Here is an 18436-nt window from a genome sequence, read left to right on the forward strand (position 1 = left end):
GGCATGCTTCCCCGCGCAGCGCCAACCGCCCTGTTCCTCGCCCTGTTCGCCGGGCTGGCGCTCTCCGCCTGTGCGACCGGCGCCCAGGAGCCGGGCCGCCTCGAGGTGAGCCCGGCGATCACGAGTTCGAAGACGCCGTCGGGCCGGGGCGAGGCCTACTACGCCGCCGCGGTGCGGGCGATCGGGCGCCGGGACTACGAGACCGCCCTGGAGACGCTGCAGGCCGCCAAGGCCGTGGCGCCTGCCGACCTGCGGATCCTGAACGCCTTCGGCGTCGTATACGACAAGCTCGGCCGCTTCGACATCAGCGCGCGCTACTACACGGCGGCGCTTGCGCTGGACCCGGCGTCGTCGGTGATCCAGGCGAACATGGCCTATTCCCGCGAGCTCGGCCGGAAGGCCGTCATCCCTCGCGACGACCGATCCGGGAGCGCTCCAGGCGCCTGCCCGAACCCGCCCGCCGATCCGGACAGGAGACCAGCATGCGAGGTCTAGTATGGCTCGCCGCCGTCGCACTTCTGGCGGCCGCGCCCGCGGATGCCGCGCCGCGCCGACGGCCCCCCGCCGATGGCGCCGCGGCCGTGGCGACCCTCACCGCCATCCGCCAGGCGATCGACGAGCAACGGCTTCTCGACGCCGGACGGCTGATCGATGAGGCCGCGCTCAAGGGCGCCCGCGACGTGCGCCTGGCGCTGCTCAACGGCGAGCTGAACCTGGCCCAGGGTCGATACGCGGTCGCCCTGGCCAGCTACCGGCAGGCCGAGGGCGATCCGGAGCTTCGCGTCCGGGCCTGGGAAGGTCAGGGCCTCGCCCTGGCGCTGATGGGCCGATCCAAGGACGCCATGTCGTTGCTGCTCCGCGTCGTGGCGGCCGACCCAACCGCCTGGCGGTCCTGGAACGCCCTGGGCGCCCAGTACGACGAGGCCGCGCGTTGGGCCGAGGCGGAGGCGGCGTACGCCCACGCGCTCGAAGCCTCCGGCGCCGCCGCCATGGTCCTGAACAACCGCGGCTATTCGCGTCTCCTCCAGCGCCGGTCCCCCGAGGCCATCCAGGACCTGGTCGCCGCCATCCAGGCGCGGCCCGACCTCGCCCAGGCGCGCACCAATCTTCGCCTGGCGATCGCCATGTCCGGAGACTACGAGCGCGCCGCCAACGGGGGGACGGGGGCCGACCGCGCGGCATGGCTGAACAACGCCGGGTTCGTCGCGGGACTGCGTGGCGACTACGAGGCGGCCGAACGGCTGTTGCGCCAGGCTCAGGACGCCCGCGGCGAGCACTATGCCCGGGCGACGGAGAACCTGAGGGTGATCCGCACCTTGTCAGGGCCGCCCTCAAGCGTGGTCGATGCTCCGCGCTGAGATCCTGCAAGGGTGGCTCGCGGGCGGCCTGACGCTCGTGCTCACCTACGCCGCCGTGTCGGACCTCCGCACCCGTCTCATCCCGAACTGGACGGTGGTCGCCGTCGTCGCGCTCTTTGTCCTTTGGTCGGTCCTCGCGAAGGGCGATGGTCTCGCCGGCCACCTGGCCGCGGGCGCGATCGGCCTGGCTTTGGGATACGGGCTGTTCGCCGCGGGGCTTGTCGGGGGCGGGGACGGCAAGCTGTTCGCCGCCACGGCGCTCTTCGTGGGCTTCCGGAATTTCCTACCGTTGGCCGTCGCGACGTCGTTGATCGGCGGCCTGCTGGCCGTGGGGTTCCTGCTCGCTCGCCCCCGCCGCACATGGGCTTCGCTGCAGCTCACCGGCCGGCTGGGGGCCGACGTCGAGATCCCCTATGGGGTGGCCATCGCCGCCGCCGGCGTTCTCGTCGTCTGGGCGGCGCTGCTTGGACGGCTTCCCCCGCTGCCGGGCTTCTGAGAACGCCTCATCATCCGTCCGCGAGGGACGCCGTCTCGGCCCCACGGTGGGTCCGCGGCATCGGCCGGTCCACGACGTCCAGCAGGACGTTCCCTTCGAAGATCTCGACGATCTCGCAATCGCCATGGGCCGACAACATCTGCTCGGCCCGCGCGACGGCCACCTCGAATTCGCCGTCCAGCAGGTCGACCAGGGGCCACCCCAGAAGGTAGCCCAGCCCATATAGCCTGAAGCGCATCAAGGCTCCTGCCCACGCGACATCTGCGCCGCGTGCGGTGCAGAAGGGATCAGCATTCACTGCTTCGAAGGGAGAATACACCCAGCAGGGGAGTTGAATTAAGGCATATTAAGATCAATTAGGAAGTGTCGGGGGCAATTATTATTGTGTTAACCGACAATAACCGTGAAGTTGATCCCTCAGACATCCAAACAATCGCTGCGTTGCAGCGCGGATTAGTGGGGACTACAATGAACCTGAAGCTTCTGGCGGCAGCCGCCGCGAGCGTCCTGACGCTGTCCGCGAGCGCCGCCTCCGCGGCGGTCGTGATCACCACGGTTGGGCCGGACGATCCGAACGTCATCGTGGACGACAGCAACGGTCCGGCCACCGACACGGTCCACTTGATCGCCGACGGGCTCTACAACGACTTCACGACCTACGGCACGACCGGCCCGACCAACGTCGGCGTGATCATCACCGGCAACGAGAACATCAAGCCCAGCTCCGACGGTAACGGCCAGCCCTGGATCATTTCCACCGACGGCAGCGGCCTGACCTACCTCGATTTCGCCCTCGCCGGCGGCTATCAGTTCACCTCGATCGAGTTCAACCTCAACACCCCCAAGTCCACCGGCCAACCGGTGCCGTGGGCGGTCGACGTGTTCAGCTACAACAACGGCCTGCTCGAGCAGACCCACCTCACCGGCATCACCAACAGCTCGTTCATCAGCGTCTACACCACGGGTGGTGAAACCCTGAGCCACGTCAGCTTCAACACCTACGGCACGCCCGTGCTGGACGGCGTGGGCCAGATCCGGATCTCCGGCCTGGTCGCGGTTCCCGAGCCGGCCACCTGGGCGATGATGATCATGGGCTTCGGCGCCGCCGGTTCGGTGCTCCGTCGCCGTCGCGCGGCTCTCGCGGTCGCCTAGATCGGATTGGTCGCCGCCGTTCGTCCGGCCAACGCCCGACGAGCGCTTCCCCGAGCGCATCCTGTGTCGGCGGCGATCGATGGATAAGCCCGGGCGTGAGCCCGGGCTTTTCTATTGGGGAAACGCAGACGCCCCGATCGCGCGAAGATCGCGCCGGCGGTGCTCCGAGCCGGAAAGCTCCCTCGAAACCGCAAGAGCCTGAAGCTCTTGGGCGTCCAGGCACTGGACGTCCGACTTCCGCGACCTTACGTATCGAGCGGTATGGAAACCCTGGACAAGAGCCCGATCCGCGGCCGGCCGCGCGAGTTCTGCGCGGAAGAGGCGCTGGTCGCGGCCCTGCGCGTCTTCTGGACCAAAGGCTACGAGGGCGCCTCGATGAGCGACCTGACCGAGGCCATGGGCATCACCCGCCCCAGTCTCTACGCCGCGTTCGGCAACAAGGAGTCCCTCTTCAAGAAGGCCCTGGACCTCTACGAGCGCGACAAGCTGGCCTATGTCGGGGCGGCGCTGGAGGCGCCGACGGCGCGCGGGGTGGCCGAGCGACTGCTGCGCGGCGCGCTCGACATGCAGACCACCGGCTCGGACCCGAAGGGCTGCCTGGGCGTGATCAGTTCCACGGCCTGCGGATCGGAGGCGGAGTGCATCCGGGTCGAGGTGGTGGCGCGGCGGGCGTCGTCGGACGCCGCCCTGCTGCGCCGCTTCGAGCGCGCCAAGGCCGAGGGTGATTTTCCCGATCACATCGATCCGGCGGGCTTGGTGAGCTATCTCAGCGCGGTCATCCAGGGCCTCTGCCTGCAGGCCGGCAACGGCGCCTCGACCGAAGCGCTGGAGAGCCTGGTGAAGACCACCCTGGGCCTGTGGCCCGGCCGCTGAGCGCGAAATTTTCGTCGACCATGTTTTTTATACCGATCGATACGTAAGCCTATTGCGCACTGCAGCATGAGCCCCATCTAGACCGAACGGTATAGAATGGGGGCTCCGACCGGACGCTCCCGCTGCGGAGCGTAAAATGTCGGACATCCTTCCCAAACAGGCCGCAGCCCTGCTGGCCGCGCTGTTCCTCGCAGGCTGCGGCGCGGAGGCCCAGACACCTCCAGCGACACCGCCGGCCGCCGAAGTCGGCGTCACGGCGGTGACGTTCCAGACCCTGCGCCAGTGGGACGACTTCACGGGCCGGCTGGAGCCTGTCGACAGCGTGTCGCTCCGTCCCCGCGTCGCCGGCCAGATCGTGGCCGCGCCGTTCGCCGAGGGCGCCCGGGTGGCCAAGGGACAACTGCTCTTCCAGATCGATCCGCGCCCGTTCCAGGCCGAGGTCGACCGGCTCCGCGCCCAGGCCGAACAGGCCCGGGCGCGCTCGGAACTGGCCGTCGGCGACAGTGGCCGCGCCCAGCGCCTGCTGGCCCAGGAAGCGATCGCCGGCGAGGAGGCGGAGCGCCTCGCCTCGACCGCCAAGGCCGCGCAGGCCGACCTGCAGGCCGCCCAGGCGAGTCTCCGCGCCGCGGAACTGAACCTGTCCTTCACCCGCGTGACCTCGCCGATCGACGGGCGGGTCTCCAAGGCGATGATCACCCGCGGCAACCTGGTGACGCCCGCCGACATCCTGACCACGGTGGTGTCGGACAGCCCGATCTACGCGACCTTCAACGCCGACGAGCAGACCTACCTCAAGTACGCCGAGGCCCAACGGAGCGGGAAGGAACCCGTCTACATGGGCCTGATGGACGAGGCCGGCTTCCCGCACCGCGGCAAGCTGCAGTTCCTCGACAACGCCGTGGACGCGCGCAGCGGCACCATCGTCGGCCGCGCCATCTTCGACAACGCCGACGGCAGCTTCACGCCCGGCCTGTTCGCTCGCGTGCGGCTGGTCAGCAGCGCCGCGCAGTCCGTGGCCCTGGTGCCGGAGCGCGCGCTGGGGACTGACCTCGGCAAGCGTTATGTCCTGGTGCTGGGGGCGGGCGACCGCGTGCAGTACCGGTCCGTGACCCTGGGCCGCGCGGTCGGCGAACAGCGCATCGTCCTTTCCGGACTCAAGCCCGGCGAAAGGATCGTCAGCGCCGGCCTGCAGAAGGTGAAGCCCGGAGACAAGGTGAAACCGCGCCTGGTCGCCCCGCCGAAGACCACCACCGCCGAGCTCGCCACCCTCCAGCCCGCCGGCTGACACCCCTCCATTCCTGACGACAGCTCACGGACGCGCCGGCGCGCGTCTGGAGCCTGACGCACACCCCAACCTCGGGCTTCGCCATGAACTTCTCCGACTTCTTCATCGGCCGCCCTCGCTTCGCGGTCGTCCTCTCGATCGTGATCTTCGTGGCAGGCCTGATCGCCCTGCCGATCCTGCCCATAGCCGAGTACCCGGAGGTGGTGCCGCCGACCGTCGTCGTGCGCACCTCCTACGCCGGAGCCGATCCGGCGGTGATCGCCGAGACGGTGGCCTCGCCGCTGGAGCAGTCGATCAACGGCGTCGAGGGGATGCTCTATCAGTCGTCCCAGGCGACCGCCGACGGGGCCATGGCCCTGACCGTGACCTTCGCGCTGGGCGTGGACCCGGACAAGGCGCAGGTGCTGGTCCAGAACCGGGTCGCGCAGGTGCTGGCCAAGCTTCCGCCTGAGGTGCAGCGGGTCGGGGTCACCACCACCAAGGCCTCGCCGACGCTGATCGAGGTCGTCCACCTGACCTCGACCGACGACCGCTACGACATGTCGTACCTGGCCAGCTACGCCCAGCTCCACGTGAAGGACGCCCTGGCCCGCAGCTATGGCGTCGGCGATGTGCAGATGTTCGGCCAGGGGCCGTACTCCATGCGCATCTGGCTGGATCCCGAGAAGCTGGCGTCGCGCTCCTTGACCCCCGGTGACGTGGTGGCCGCGTTGCGCGAGCAGAACGTCCAGGTCGCCGCCGGCCAGGTCGGCGCCCCGCCCGCGCCCGGCCAAGCCGACTTCCAGATCTCGGTGAACACCCAGGGCCGGCTTGAGACGGAGCAGCAGTTCGGCGACATCGTGATCCGCGCCGGCGACCAGGGCGAGATCAGCCATCTGCGCGACGTGGCCCGCATTGAGCTGGGCTCGGACAGCTACGCGCTGCGCGCCCTGCTGGACAACAAGCCGGCCATCGCCATGCCGGTCTTCCAACGGCCCGGCACCAATGCGCTGCAGATGGCCGACGGCGTGAAGAAGACCATGGAGGAGCTGAAGAAGGACTTCCCCGAGGGGGTCGAGTACCACATCGTCTACAACACCACCGGCTTCGTGCACGAGAGCATCGACGCGGTGATCCACACCCTGTTCGAGGCCCTGTTCCTCGTGGTGCTGGTGGTCGTGCTGTTCCTGCAGAACTGGCGCGCCTCGATCATCCCCCTGGCCGCCGTGCCGGTCAGCCTGGTGGGGACCTTCGCGGTCCTGCTGGCCATGGGCTTCGGCCTGAACGCGCTCACCCTGTTCGGCCTGGTTCTGGCCATCGGCATCGTGGTCGACGACGCCATCGTCGTGGTCGAGAACGTGGAGCGGAACATCGCGCTGGGCCTCTCGCCGCCGGACGCCACACGGCGGGCCATGCGCGAGGTCACCGGCCCGATCATCTCCACGGCGCTGGTGCTCTGCGCGGTCTTCATCCCGACCGCTTTCATCACCGGCCTGACGGGCCAGTTCTATCGGCAGTTCGCCCTGACCATCGCCATCTCGACGGTGATCTCGGCCTTCAACTCCCTGACCCTGTCGCCGGCTCTGGCCGCGGTCCTGCTGCGCCCGCACGGTGCGCCGAAGGATCGGATCGAGCGCGCCATGGAGCGGTCGCTGGGATGGCTGTTCCGGCCGTTCAACCGCGGCTTCGCCTGGATGTCGGCGTCGTACGTCGGCGGCGTCGGCCGGATGCTGGGCCGCAGCTCGATCGCGCTGGTGATCTACGGCGTGCTGATCGGCTTCACGGTGCTGTCCTTCGCCCGCACGCCGGGCGGCTTCGTGCCCCAGCAGGACAAGCTCTACGTCGTGGCCGTGGCCCAACTCCCGGACGCGGCGACCATCGACCGCACGGAGGCCGTGGTCCGCGAGATGAGCGCCATCGCGCTCAAGACCCCGGGGGTGACCCACGCGGTCGCCTTCCCAGGCCTGTCGGTGAACGGCCTGGTGAACAGCCCCAACGCGGGCGCGGTGTTCATCCCGCTGGAGAACTTCGACAAGCGGAAGACCAAGGACCTGTCCGCCGACGCCATCGCCAAGAGCCTGAACGAGAAGTTCGCCGGCATTCCGGACGCCCAGATCGCCGTCTTCCCGCCGCCGCCCGTCCAGGGCCTGGGGACCATCGGCGGCTTCCGGATGCAGATCCAGGACACCGCCGGCCTCGGACCCGAGGCGCTCTACGAGGCGACCCAGAAGGTGATCGCCGCGGCCTCCAAGGACCCGGCCTTGGCCGGCGTGTTCTCCTCGTACCAGATCGGCGTGCCCAAGATCCGGGCCGACGTGGACCGCGAGAAGGCGAGGGCCCAGGGCGTGGCGCTGGGCGACCTCTACGAGACCATGCAGGTCTACCTGGGCTCGCTCTATGTGAACGACTTCAACCGGTTCGGGCGGACCTATCCGGTCAATGTCCAGGCCGACCAGCGCTTCCGCCTGCAGCCCGAGGACATCCTGCGCCTGCAGACCCGCAACGCGGCCGGCCAGATGATCCCGCTGGGCGCCTTCGTGACCACGCATGAGACCACCGGCCCTGAGCGCACCAGCCACTACAACGGCAGCCTGACCGCCGAGATCAACGGCGGGCCGTCGCTGGGCCACAGCACGGGGCAGGCGCAGAAGGCGCTGGAGGACATCGCCCGGCGCGAGCTGCCGAACGGGGTGGGCTTCGAGTGGACCGAGCTGACCTACCAGCAGATCCTGGCGGGCAACACGGCGATCTATGTCTTCCCGATCTGCGTGCTGCTGGCCTTCCTGGTGCTGGTGGCCCAGTACGAGAGCTGGACCCTGCCGCTGGTGGTGATCCTGATCGTGCCCATGTGCCTGCTCTGCGCCCTGATCGGGGTGCAGCTGGTGGGCGGCGACAACAATGTCTTCACCCAGATCGGGCTGATCGTGCTGGTGGGGCTGGCGTGCAAGAACGCCATCCTGATCGTCGAGTTCGCCCGGGAACGCGAGATGGAGGGCGACACCGTCCTGCAGGCGGTGCTGGCGGCCTGCCGGCTGCGCCTGCGGCCGATCCTGATGACCTCGCTGGCCTTCATCATGGGCGTCGCCCCGCTGGTGGTGTCCACGGGCGCCGGAGCCGAGATGCGCCGCGCGATGGGTGTGGCGGTGTTCTCCGGGATGCTGGGCGTGACCCTGTTCGGCCTGGTCTTCACCCCCGTCTTCTACTGGACCATCCGCCGCCTGGCGGGCGGCCGGGCGAAAGCCTCCCCCGCCGCCGCCCTGCCGGCCGCTGAGGACCCCTCATGAACCTGATCCGAACCCTCCTCCTGGCGGCGTCCGCCGCGACCCTGGCCGCCTGCGCCGTCGGCCCCACCTATCGGGCGCCGGCTCCCGCCCCGGTCGCGCTGGCCGCGGTGGACCCCGCCCTGGTGACCACCGCGGCGCCGGCCGAGGCCGAGTGGTGGAAGACGCTGGGCGATCCCGAGCTCGACCGCCTGATCGGGCGGGCGCTGGCCGGCAATCTCGACCTGCGCATCGCGGTCGCCCGCGTACGCGAGGCCCGCGCCCTGTTCCGGGACGTGCAGCTCGATCAGCTCCCGCAGGTGACCACTGGCGCCGGCTACAGTCGCAGCCGCCAGCAGACGCCGGGCTTCTCCGCCCAGCGCACGACGGTCGAACAGGCCGAGATCGGCTTCGACGCCGCCTGGGAGATCGACCTGTTCGGCCGCGTACGCCACCAGGTGGCCGCCGCCCGGGCCGAGGCCGACGCCACCAAGGCCGACCTGCGCAACGTGCAGGTGACCGTCGCGGCGGAAGTCGCCCGAAACTACCTCGAGCTGCGCGGCGCCCAGACACGGCGCGCCGTGGCCGAGGAGAACGCCCGCACCCAGCGCGACACGCTACGGCTCACCCAGATCCGTTTCGAGGTCGGGCCGGGCGATCCCGTCGACGTCGAAAGCGCCAAGGCCCGCCTGAACGCCACCGAGGCGGCGATTCCGCAGTTGCGCATCGCCGAGGCCCAGGCCGCGCACCGGCTCGCGGTCCTGCTGGGCGAACGCCCGGGCGCGCTGGACGTCGAACTGGCCGTGTCGCCACGGGCCGAGCCGCGGCCCCCGACCGCCATCGCCATCGGCGACGCCTCGAGCTTCCTGCGCCGCCGGCCGGACGTCCAGGCCGCCGAGCGCCGCCTCGCCGCCGAGACCGCGCGGACGGGCGTGGCCACCGCCGACCTGTTCCCACGCGTCAGCGTGACCGGCTTCGTCGGCTTCCTGTCCGGCGACCTGGGCGGCCTTTTCAAAAGCGGAAGCCAGGCTTGGGCGGTCAGCCCGACGGTGAGCTGGCCGGGGCTCGACTTCGGCAGCGCCCGCGCCCGCCTGCGCGCCCAGGAGGCCCGCGGCGACGCCAGCCTGGCCCTGTACGAACAGACCGCCCTGCGCGCCGTTGAGGACCTGCAGAACGCCCTGGTCGCGTACCGCGAGCGCCAGGCGCAGGTCCTGAGCCTGTCGCAGCAGGTGGCGGCGTCGCGCCGGGCCGCCGACCTGGCCCACATCCGCTACAAGGAGGGTCGGATCGACTTCCTGCGGGTGCTGGACGCCGAGCGCACGCGGCTCGAGGCCGAGGATGGCCTGGCCGCCGCCCAGACCGCGGCCAACGTGGACGTGGTGACGATCTACAAGGCTCTGGGCGGCGCTGGCGCCTAACTGTCATTGCTACGAAGGTTGGTCTTCGGAGACCTGCACAGGGCCGGTGGCCGTCGGGTCGGCCCGCCCGCAGGTCCCCGGCGGCGGTTTCGTCTTGCTCGCGGGCCAGAGATTCTCGGGGAACGCGTTCGCCTGGCCGCCCGTGAAAGGTTCATCCGCCGTGCATTCGCCCGATAGTCGCATCACGACTCGTGGATGAGGGGCGCTATGAGGTCTGGGAGTGAAACTGTGGACATCCTTGAGGTGCGTCAACGCGCCGCAGGTGTATTCTAATATTGAACTTGGGAATTGAAATTCTAATCTGAGAAATTCTCTATACTGGCGTTATGTTGTTAAGTTCATATATCAGTGTTTATTGCTTCCAAGCCCTCGGAAGTGTGCAGTTAACTTGATAAAAAGGCGACGTCCATAGCTTCCGCGGTCAATGGGCGATGCGCAATTGCAAAGATTCGCCCCAGTATCTGAGGGCGAGCTTTGGGTGACATCCTTGACGGTGGTGGAAGGGACGGCGTCATCGCCTTCTCCGGTCCTGCCACCATTCCGCATGTGGCCGACGCCTGGACGCGGCTGTCGGCCGCCATCGCGGGCGGAGGCGACTTGATCGTCGACGTCTCCGAGATCAGCGGCGCCGACCTTTCCTTCGTGCAGCTTCTGGAGTCCGCCCGCGCGTCCTGCGCACGGCAGGGCGGGACCGTGCGCCTGGCCCAGCCGGCCGAAGGCGCCCTGCGCGACGTGCTCGAGCGCGGCGGCTTCCTCGACGGAGCCGACGCCGAGCGACTGCAATTCTGGACCCACGCTGGAGTGGCTCAATGACGGCTTCCATCCTCACGGTCGACGACTCGGCCAGCATCCGCCAGGCGATCAAGATCGCCCTCAGCACGGCAGGCTACACGGTCTCGGAAGCCGTCAACGGCGCGGAAGGCCTCGAGAAGGCCGAGGCCGGCAGGTTCGACCTGATCATCACGGACCTGAACATGCCGATCATGGACGGTCTGACCATGATCCAGCAGCTCCGCGCGAGGGGTAAGGTGGTCGGCACGCCGATCGTCTTCCTGTCCACCGAATCCGATGGCGACGTGAAGGCACAGGCCAAGGCCGCGGGGGCCACGGGCTGGATGACCAAGCCCTTCGATCCCGAACAGCTGGTCCGCATCGCCCAGAAGGTTCTCACCAAGTGAACCTGCAGGATCCCGCCGAAATCTTCCGGCTCGAGGCCAGGGAACTGCTGGAGGCCATCGAGCAGGGCCTGCTCGACCTGGCGGACCGGCAGGACGACCGCGACCTCGTCGATGCGGTGTTCCGCAGCCTGCACACCCTGAAGGGTTCGGGCGCCATGTTCGGCATGGATGCCCTGGCCGCCTTCACCCACCACTGCGAGACCGCCTTCGACCGCGTCCGCAAGGGCCTGGCGCCGGCCACGCCCGAACTCATCACCTGTGTCCTCAACGCCCGCGACCACATGCGCGCGCTGGTGGACGGAGATCCCGACCCCGCCGTCGGCGACGCCCTGCTGGCGGAACTGCACCGTGTGCTGGAATCCGGCGCCGCGCCGGCCGCGGCCCCGGTCCCGGCGACCTCCTGGCGGGTACGCTTCTCGCTGCCCGTCGACGCCATGGCCAACGGCACCAACCCGCTGGGCCTGCTGGCAGAGCTGCGCGAGCTGGGGGACTGCCGGATCGTGGCCTCCACCGAGGCTGTGCCGCCGATCGACGAGCTGAACCCCACCGACTGCCATCTGGCCTGGGATGTGACCCTGGCCGGCCCGAAGGTGTCGCGCTCGTCCATCGAGGACGTCTTCCTCTTCGTCATGGATGACATGGTCCTGGACATTCGGGAGGGCGAGGCCGTCGAGGCTTTCGCCGAGGAGCCCGCCGCCGTCGAGGCCGCCGCGCCGGCCGCGATCGCGCCGCCGGCCGTCATCCCCGCCGCCGCCGAGGGGAAGAAGGCCGAGGAGACCAAGAAGCCCGACTCCACCCTGCGCGTCCCGGCCGAACGGCTGGACGAGCTGATGGACCGGGTCGGCGAGCTGGTCATCGCCCAGTCGCGCCTGAAGCAGATCGCGTCCAGTTCCCAGGACATGGCGCTGCGCTCGGTGTCCGAAGAGGTGGAACGCCTGGCCGGCGAGCTGCGCGACACCATGATGGTCGTGCGGATGGTGCCGATCTCGAACCTGTTCGGCCGCTTCCGCCGGCTGATCCACGACCTGCAGCGCGACACCGGCAAGTCCATCGAGCTGATCACTCAGGGCGAGACCACCGAGCTCGACAAGACCATCATCGAGCGCCTGGCCGATCCGTTGATCCACGTGATCCGCAACGCCGCCGACCACGGCCTGGAGACCCCCGAGCAGCGCGCCGCGGCCGGCAAACCGGCTATGGGCAAGCTGACCCTGTCCGCCCGCCACTCCGGCGCCGAGGTGGTCATCACCGTCTCCGACGACGGCCGCGGCATCGACCGCGAACGGGTCCGCGCCAAGGCCGAGCAGAATGGCCTGGTCGCCCCCGGCGCGACGCTCAGCGACGCCGAACTGCTGCAGATGATCTTCGCCCCCGGCTTCTCCACCGCCGCGACGGTGACCAACCTGTCGGGCCGCGGCGTCGGCATGGACGTGGTCAAGCGCACCATCGAAAGCCTGCGCGGCGCCATCGACATCAGCTCCACGCCGGGCCAGGGATCGGAAGTCTCGCTGCGCATCCCCCTGACCCTGGCCATCATCGAGGGCCTGCTGGTCCGCGTGGGCGCCGGCCGCTACGTGATCCCGCTGGGCGCCGTCGAGGAGTGCGTCGAGCTCAGCCATGAGCAGGACGTGCGTTCCTCGGGCCGCAGCCTGATCTCGCTACGCGATGAGTTCGTGCCGTTCCTGCGCCTGCGCGAACTGTTCCGAACCACGGCGGAGGCCGGTCCGCACCAGAAAGTCGTGGTGGTCTCCACCGGCGAGGCCCGCGTCGGCCTGGTGGTCGACCAGATCATCGGCGACCACCAGACCGTCATCAAGTCGCTCTCCAAGCTGCACGCCGACGTCGAGACCTTCTCCGGCGCGACGATCCTTGGCGATGGCGGCGTGGCCCTGATCCTCGATGTCCCCCACCTCGTCGAGGCGGGCCAGCGCCTCGAGAAACAATTCCGCGTGGCGAGCTGACCCCATGATCCAGATCGAAACCGCCGCCAACGACGACAGCGTCCAGGTCCTGACTTTCGATGTGCGAGGCGAGACCTTCGCGCTGGAAGCGGGCCTGGTGCGCGAGATCCTCGACCTGCCGGACGAGACCGAAGTGCCGGGCGCGGCCGAATTCGTCAGCGGCGTGATGAACTTCCGCGGGCGGGTGATTCCGGTGGCGGACCTGCGCCTCGCCTTCGGGCTGGGCCGAGCCGACGACACCCTGGACAGCCGCATCGTGGTGATCGAATTGGAACTGGATGGAGATCCCACCCTGGTCGGCCTGCGGGCCGACAAGGTTCACGAGGTGACCAGCCTGTCGATGACCGACACGGAGCCGCCGCCGCCGATCGGCATGCGCTGGCGCCAGGACTACGTCAGCCGCATCGCGCGCCGCGCGGGCGAGCCGATCATCCTGCCCGACCTGGCCTGCATCTTCGCGGAGCGCGGCGAGCCACGTTCCGCGGCGCCTTCCCTTCAGCCCGTTTCCTGAGCCCGAGAGCGATCATGCGTTTCACCATCAAACTCAAGCTGATCATAGCGTTCAGCCTACTGCTGGCGCTGATGCTGGGTGTCGCCAGCTTCGGCATCGTCCAGGTCAACCGCATGGGGTCGCTCCACGACGAGATGATCGAGGGGCCCGTAACGCGGCTGGACCGCGCCCGCTTGCTCAACACCGCCCTGCTGCAGATCCTGCGTTCGGAAAAAAACCTCGTCCTGACCGAGGACGCGGCCGAGAGCCGCGCTGAGATCGCCAAGATCGAAGCGCAGAAGAAGATCTTCGGCGAGACGCTCGCCCACGCGATCGAGGTCGCCACGCCCGAGGGACGTCCGAAGTGGGAAGCCCTGCAGGACGAATGGAATCGCTTCCTGCCGATGGACGCCGAGATTCAGCGGCTGGGCGGCGAGAACAAGAACGCCGAGGCCATTGCCCTCATGCACGGCCCGCAGCGGACTGTGAACGACTCGATCTTCAAGGCCTCCGACGGCCTGGTTGATCTGAACGAAAGGCTGCTCAAGACCGCCGGCGAGCAATATGACGCCGCGGCCGCCACCAGCCGGGCGATGTTCATGGGGATCACCGCCGTGGCGCTGTTGCTGGCTATCGCCTCGGCCGTGTGGCTCTCGCTGACCATCAGCAGGGGTCTGAACCGCGCTGGCGTCGCCCTCCAAGGCGTGGCCGAGGGGGACCTGACCCGCACCGCGGAGATCACCAGCAACGATGAAATCGGCGACCTTCTGAGCCACCTGAACTCGATGATCGAGCGCCTGCGCAGCGTCGTCGGCGGCGCCCTCGACGCCTCGGAGCAGGTCTCGGCCGGCAGCCAAGAACTCAGCGCGGCCGCCGAGCAGGTCAGCTCGGGCGCGACGGAACAGGCCTCGTCGGTGGAAGAGGCCTCGGCCTCGATGGAAGAGATGGCCGCCAACATCCGCCAGACGGCCGACAACGCCTCACAGACCGAGCAGATCGCTCGCCAGTCGGCCAAGGACGCCGAAGTCTCCGGCGTGGCCGTGAACCGTGCGGTCGAGGCCATGCAGACCATCGCCGAGAAGATCACCATCGTTCAGGAGATCGCCCGTCAGACCGACCTGCTGGCCCTGAACGCGGCGGTGGAAGCCGCCCGCGCCGGGGAGCACGGCAAGGGCTTCGCGGTCGTCGCCTCCGAAGTCCGCAAGCTGGCCGAGCGCAGTCAGACCGCCGCCACCGAGATCGGCGCCGTCTCGACCGAGACCGTGAAAGCCGCCCAGTCAGCCGGCGAGATGCTGACCCGCCTGGTGCCGGACATCCGCCGCACCTCGGAGCTTGTCTCCGAGATCAGCGCGGCCTGCCGCGAGCAGGACATCGGGGCCAGCCAGGTCAACGAGGCGATCCAGCAGCTCGACAAGGTCACCCAGACCAACTCCAGCGCCTCGGAGCAGATGGCCTCGACGTCCGAGGAACTGGCCGCCCAGGCCGAGGAACTGCAGGCCTCGATCGCCTTCTTCCGCACCGACGCCACCGGCAAGGCGCGCGCGACGGCTCCGGTCCGGCGCGCCGCCCCGGCGCCGGCCCGGGCCCGCGCTACGGCTCCGCGGCCGCCCGTCCGCCCGGTGAGCAAGACCGTCAAGGCCCAGCAGGCTGCGGCCCAGGGCTTCGCCCTCGACCTCGCCCAGGGTGGTCCCGACGAGCAGGACGCGGCCTTCCGCGAGTACGCCTGACCTACTTCACCGCCGCGGGGCCAGGCTCCGCGGTCACCCTGAATTCCCCGCCCGGACACCGGTCCCTGGAGCCCGACCATGCGTTTCACCATCAAGCTTAAGCTGGGCTTGGCCTTCGCCCTGATCATCGTCCTGATGGTCGGCGCCACGAGCTTCGGCATCTTCCAGCTCAACAAGATCAACAGCGCCCAGACGGCGATGGTCGCGGGCCCTGCTCAGCGTCTTGAGAACGCGCAGGCGCTCAGCATCGCGCTGCTGCAGATTCTACGGGCCGAGAAGAACATGGCCATAACCAACGACGCGGCCTCCAACGCGCGCGACAACGCCAAGGCCGATGTCGAGAAGAGACAGTTCATCGCGGTGCTCCAGCAATCCGAAGCCCTCGCCAGCGCGGAAGGGAAGGCCAAGTGGCTGGCGCTCCGCGAGGCGTGGGAAGAGTTCGTGCCGGTCGATGGCGAGATCCGTCAGCTCGCGCTCGCCAATCGAAACGAAGAAGCGACCCAGATCATGCTGGGGAAGCAGCGCGCGATCAACGAGACGATCACCAAGCAGACGGATGAGTTGGTCGAGCTTTCCAAGGCCCAGCTCAAGGCCGCCGACGCCCAGGGCAACGCCGACTACGCGCTGGCCCGCAACGCGCTGATCGCCATCCTCGCGGTCTGCTTCCTGCTCGCGGTGGGCGCCGCCATCTGGCTCTCGCTGACCATCAGCCGCGGCCTGAAGAAGATCTCGGACCTGACCGAAGCGGTCGCCATTGGCGACCTGAACCAGACGATCACGGTCACCACCAACGACGAGATCAAGGACTTGGTGGATACGGTCAACCGCATGACCGCCAACCTGCGCGCCACCGCGACCCTGGCCGATCAGGTCGCCGACGGCGACCTGACGGTCCAGCCCAAGCCGCTGTCCGACAAGGACACCCTGGGCCTGGCCCTGGAGCGGATGGTGGAACGCCTGCGCGGCGTCGTCACCGGCGCGCTGGACGCGTCGGAACAGGTGTCGTCGGGCAGTCAGGAACTGTCGGCCGCCGCCGAGCAGGTCAGCTCGGGCGCCACGGAACAGGCCTCCTCGGTGGAAGAGGCTTCGGCCTCGATGGAAGAGATGGCCGCCAACATCAAGCAGACGGCCGACAACGCTTCGCAGACCGAACAGATCGCCCGTCAGTCGGCCAAGGACGCCGAGGCCAGCGGCGAAGCCGTGGCCCGCGCGGTGGGCGCCATGCAGACCATCGCCGAGAAGATCACCATCGTGCAGGAGATCGCTCGCCAGACCGACCTGCTGGCCCTGAACGCGGCCGTCGAGGCCGCCCGGGCCGGCGAACACGGCAAGGGCTTCGCAGTGGTCGCTTCGGAAGTCCGCAAACTGGCCGAACGCAGCCAGACTGCCGCCACCGAGATCGGCGCCGTCTCCACCGACACGGTGAAGGCCGCCCAGTCGGCTGGAGAGATGCTGACGCGCCTGGTGCCCGACATCCGCCGCACGTCGGAACTGGTCGCCGAGATCAGCGCCGCCTGCCGCGAACAGGACATCGGAGCCAGCCAGGTCAACGAAGCGATCCAGCAACTGGACAAGGTCACTCAGACCAACTCCAGCGCCTCGGAGCAGATGGCTTCCACGTCCGAGGAACTGGCCGCCCAGGCTGAGGAACTTCAGGCGTCCATCGCCTTCTTCCGGATCGAGGCGAGCGGCAAGTCGCGCGCCTCGGTCGCCGCCGCGCCGGTCCGCAAGGCCGCTCCGGCTCGCGCAGCGGCTCCGCGACCCGCCGCCCGCCCTGCGAACAAGACCGTCCAGGCGCAACAGGCCGCGGCCAAGGGCTTCGCCCTCGACCTGGCCCAGGGCGGCCCCGACGACCAGGACGCGGCCTTCCGGGAGTATGCCTGAGATGGCCGCCGCTGAAGTGCAGTACGTCACCCTGGGCCTCGGCGTCGAAGTGTTCGCCGTGCCCGTGGAGTTCGTCCGCGAGATCCTCGACTACCGTCAGCCGTTCGCGATCCCCGAGGGGCCGGCCTACCTCCTGGGCCTGACCGACGTGCGCGGTCGCGGCACGGCGACCATCGACCTGCGGGCCAAGCTCGGCCTGCCGACGATCCCACCCGGCCCCAGCACCCGGATTCTGGTGCTGGACATCCCGCTGGAGGGTCGGCTGCTCTCCTTGGGCCTGGTCGCCGATCGGGTGATCGAGGTGGTCTCCGTCGCGGCCGACCAGATCGAGCCGGCGCCGGACATCGGCGTCGCCTGGCGCTCGGACTACATCGCGGGCGTCGTCCGGCGTGACGACGGCTTCGTGGTGCTGTTCGAGCTGGCCAAGCTGCTGACCACCCAGGAAGCCGCCGCCCTGCCGGCGGTCGCCGACGCGGCGGCCTGACGGCTGGCCCACCTCCTCCAGAACGGATGATCCATCTTGTCGGCTGAGCTCGCCTACGTCTCTGACGCCCACGACACCCTCAGCCCGGCGAACTTCCGCCGGCTGTCCGAGTTCATACACGGCTACAGCGGCATCAAGATGCCGCCGGCGAAGAAGACCATGCTGGAAGGCCGGCTGCGCCGCCGCCTGCGCGAGCGCCGGATGGGCAGCTTCGACGAATACTGCGCCTTCCTGTTTCAGCAGGGCGGGATCGACGCCGAGGCCATCCACCTGATCGACGTGGTCACGACCAACAAGACCGACTTCTTCCGCGAGCCCGCGCACTTCGATTTCCTGGTCAACAAGGCGCTGCCGGGCTTCCAGAAGGAAGGCCGCCGCCAGGTCCAGGTCTGGAGCTCCGCCTGCTCGATCGGCGCGGAGCCCTACACGATCGCCATGCTGATGGACGACTACTGCCGCGAGCACCGTGGCCTCGACTATTCCATCTTCGCCACCGATCTCTGTACCCAGGTGCTGGGCGAGGCGCTGATCGGGATCTATCCGGCCGCCATGATCGAGCCGGTGCCGATCGCCCTGCGCGAGCGCCACGTCCTGGTTCCGCGGGACGGGTCGCAGAAGGTCGTGCGGATGGCTCCGCACCTTAGGTCCAAGCTCTCGTTCGCCCGCCAGAACCTGATGGACGCCAAGTACGCAGCGCCCAGGGACCTGGACATGATCTTTTGCCGCAACCTGCTGATCTATTTCGACAAGCCGACCCAGGCCGCGGTCCTCAAGCGGCTGTGCGCACACCTGCGTCCCGGCGGCTATCTGTTCCTCGGGCACTCCGAGACCATCGTGGGCGTTGAGCTGCCGGTGCGCACGGTGTCCGGCACCGTCTTCCAGAGGATCTGA

Annotated in this window: 17 protein-coding genes; 16 read left to right on the top strand and 1 reads right to left on the bottom strand. The window is 68.9% G+C overall.

Annotated elements, in window-relative coordinates; all coding sequences use genetic code 11:
- Positions 1–3: 3 nt before the first annotated feature.
- The 3 genes from EPO51_RS10520 to EPO51_RS10530 are packed head-to-tail and all read left to right on the top strand — an operon-like array spanning position 4 to position 1854.
- Positions 4–495: a hypothetical protein gene (locus EPO51_RS10520; protein ID WP_293349778.1), complete on the top strand. Its 492-nt coding sequence runs from the start codon at positions 4–6 to the stop codon at positions 493–495.
- A complete protein-coding gene (locus tag EPO51_RS10525) occupies positions 483–1358 on the top strand; it encodes a tetratricopeptide repeat protein (RefSeq protein ID WP_293349781.1) in 876 nt (291 codons plus the stop codon). Before EPO51_RS10520 ends, EPO51_RS10525 begins: the two co-directional genes overlap by 13 nt.
- On the top strand, positions 1345–1854 hold the full coding sequence (locus EPO51_RS10530) for an A24 family peptidase (protein WP_293349784.1): 510 nt from the start codon (positions 1345–1347) through the stop codon (positions 1852–1854). Before EPO51_RS10525 ends, EPO51_RS10530 begins: the two co-directional genes overlap by 14 nt.
- Before the next feature lie 10 nt (positions 1855–1864).
- Here the strand turns inward: EPO51_RS10530 and EPO51_RS10535 are convergent, their stop codons facing one another.
- Entirely contained in the window at positions 1865–2092 is a 228-nt protein-coding gene (locus EPO51_RS10535; RefSeq protein WP_293349787.1) for a hypothetical protein, read from the bottom strand.
- Positions 2093–2322: 230 nt separating this feature from the next.
- On the opposite strand from EPO51_RS10535, the gene EPO51_RS10540 reads away from it, so the two are divergent.
- The 13 genes from EPO51_RS10540 to EPO51_RS10600 all read left to right on the top strand — a co-directional run bounded on the left by EPO51_RS10540 (position 2323) and on the right by EPO51_RS10600 (position 18436).
- Entirely contained in the window at positions 2323–3006 is a 684-nt protein-coding gene (locus tag EPO51_RS10540) for a PEPxxWA-CTERM sorting domain-containing protein (protein WP_293349789.1), read from the top strand.
- 261 nt (positions 3007–3267) lie between these two features.
- Positions 3268–3879: a TetR/AcrR family transcriptional regulator gene (locus EPO51_RS10545; protein ID WP_293349792.1), complete on the top strand. Its 612-nt coding sequence runs from the start codon at positions 3268–3270 to the stop codon at positions 3877–3879.
- Positions 3880–4015: 136 nt separating this feature from the next.
- Positions 4016–5164 (top strand): efflux RND transporter periplasmic adaptor subunit, encoded by a 1149-nt coding sequence (locus tag EPO51_RS10550; protein WP_293349795.1) that lies wholly within the window; start codon positions 4016–4018, stop codon positions 5162–5164.
- Positions 5165–5247: 83 nt separating this feature from the next.
- Positions 5248–8427, top strand: coding sequence for an efflux RND transporter permease subunit (locus EPO51_RS10555; protein ID WP_293349798.1), 3180 nt, complete (start codon positions 5248–5250; stop codon positions 8425–8427).
- Positions 8424–9821, top strand: coding sequence for an efflux transporter outer membrane subunit (locus EPO51_RS10560; protein WP_293349801.1), 1398 nt, complete (start codon positions 8424–8426; stop codon positions 9819–9821). Before EPO51_RS10555 ends, EPO51_RS10560 begins: the two co-directional genes overlap by 4 nt.
- Positions 9822–10295: 474 nt before the next feature.
- Entirely contained in the window at positions 10296–10634 is a 339-nt protein-coding gene (locus tag EPO51_RS10565) for an STAS domain-containing protein (RefSeq protein WP_293349804.1), read from the top strand.
- Positions 10631–10999, top strand: a complete 369-nt coding sequence (locus EPO51_RS10570) for a response regulator (RefSeq protein ID WP_293349807.1) — start codon at positions 10631–10633, stop codon at positions 10997–10999. Before EPO51_RS10565 ends, EPO51_RS10570 begins: the two co-directional genes overlap by 4 nt.
- On the top strand, positions 10996–12960 hold the full coding sequence (locus EPO51_RS10575) for a chemotaxis protein CheA (protein ID WP_293349810.1): 1965 nt from the start codon (positions 10996–10998) through the stop codon (positions 12958–12960). Before EPO51_RS10570 ends, EPO51_RS10575 begins: the two co-directional genes overlap by 4 nt.
- 4 nt (positions 12961–12964) lie before the next feature.
- Positions 12965–13471, top strand: coding sequence for a chemotaxis protein CheW (locus EPO51_RS10580; protein ID WP_293349813.1), 507 nt, complete (start codon positions 12965–12967; stop codon positions 13469–13471).
- Positions 13472–13485: 14 nt separating this feature from the next.
- The gene (locus EPO51_RS10585) at positions 13486–15177 is read left to right on the top strand and encodes a methyl-accepting chemotaxis protein (RefSeq protein ID WP_293349816.1); all 1692 of its coding nucleotides are present in this window, start codon (positions 13486–13488) and stop codon (positions 15175–15177) included.
- 78 nt (positions 15178–15255) lie between these two features.
- Entirely contained in the window at positions 15256–17061 is a 1806-nt protein-coding gene (locus EPO51_RS10590; protein ID WP_293349819.1) for a methyl-accepting chemotaxis protein, read from the top strand.
- Between the two features lies 1 nt (position 17062).
- Positions 17063–17545 carry a chemotaxis protein CheW gene (locus tag EPO51_RS10595; RefSeq protein ID WP_293349822.1) on the top strand — a complete coding sequence of 161 codons (483 nt, stop codon included), beginning with the start codon at positions 17063–17065 and terminating at the stop codon, positions 17543–17545.
- 36 nt (positions 17546–17581) lie between these two features.
- Positions 17582–18436 carry a CheR family methyltransferase gene (locus EPO51_RS10600; RefSeq protein WP_293349825.1) on the top strand — a complete coding sequence of 285 codons (855 nt, stop codon included), beginning with the start codon at positions 17582–17584 and terminating at the stop codon, positions 18434–18436.

This window comes from Phenylobacterium sp. (assembly GCF_004297125.1).
Lineage (GTDB): Bacteria > Pseudomonadota > Alphaproteobacteria > Caulobacterales > Caulobacteraceae > Phenylobacterium.

Bases quoted from the DNA above. Each gene is read 5' to 3' on its own strand.
- EPO51_RS10560 (WP_293349801.1), top strand. From the start codon at position 8,424: ATGAACCTGATCCGAACCCTCCTCCTGGCGGCGTCCGCCGCGACCCTG.
- EPO51_RS10545 (WP_293349792.1), top strand. From the start codon at position 3,268: ATGGAAACCCTGGACAAGAGCCCGATCCGCGGCCGGCCGCGCGAGTTC.
- EPO51_RS10570 (WP_293349807.1), top strand. From the start codon at position 10,631: ATGACGGCTTCCATCCTCACGGTCGACGACTCGGCCAGCATCCGCCAG.
- EPO51_RS10540 (WP_293349789.1), top strand. From the start codon at position 2,323: ATGAACCTGAAGCTTCTGGCGGCAGCCGCCGCGAGCGTCCTGACGCTG.
- EPO51_RS10595 (WP_293349822.1), top strand. From the start codon at position 17,063: ATGGCCGCCGCTGAAGTGCAGTACGTCACCCTGGGCCTCGGCGTCGAA.
- EPO51_RS10580 (WP_293349813.1), top strand. From the start codon at position 12,965: ATGATCCAGATCGAAACCGCCGCCAACGACGACAGCGTCCAGGTCCTG.
- EPO51_RS10550 (WP_293349795.1), top strand. From the start codon at position 4,016: ATGTCGGACATCCTTCCCAAACAGGCCGCAGCCCTGCTGGCCGCGCTG.
- EPO51_RS10535 (WP_293349787.1), bottom strand. From the start codon at position 2,092: ATGCGCTTCAGGCTATATGGGCTGGGCTACCTTCTGGGGTGGCCCCTG.
- EPO51_RS10520 (WP_293349778.1), top strand. From the start codon at position 4: ATGCTTCCCCGCGCAGCGCCAACCGCCCTGTTCCTCGCCCTGTTCGCC.
- EPO51_RS10585 (WP_293349816.1), top strand. From the start codon at position 13,486: ATGCGTTTCACCATCAAACTCAAGCTGATCATAGCGTTCAGCCTACTG.
- EPO51_RS10555 (WP_293349798.1), top strand. From the start codon at position 5,248: ATGAACTTCTCCGACTTCTTCATCGGCCGCCCTCGCTTCGCGGTCGTC.
- EPO51_RS10590 (WP_293349819.1), top strand. From the start codon at position 15,256: ATGCGTTTCACCATCAAGCTTAAGCTGGGCTTGGCCTTCGCCCTGATC.
- EPO51_RS10530 (WP_293349784.1), top strand. From the start codon at position 1,345: ATGCTCCGCGCTGAGATCCTGCAAGGGTGGCTCGCGGGCGGCCTGACG.
- EPO51_RS10525 (WP_293349781.1), top strand. From the start codon at position 483: ATGCGAGGTCTAGTATGGCTCGCCGCCGTCGCACTTCTGGCGGCCGCG.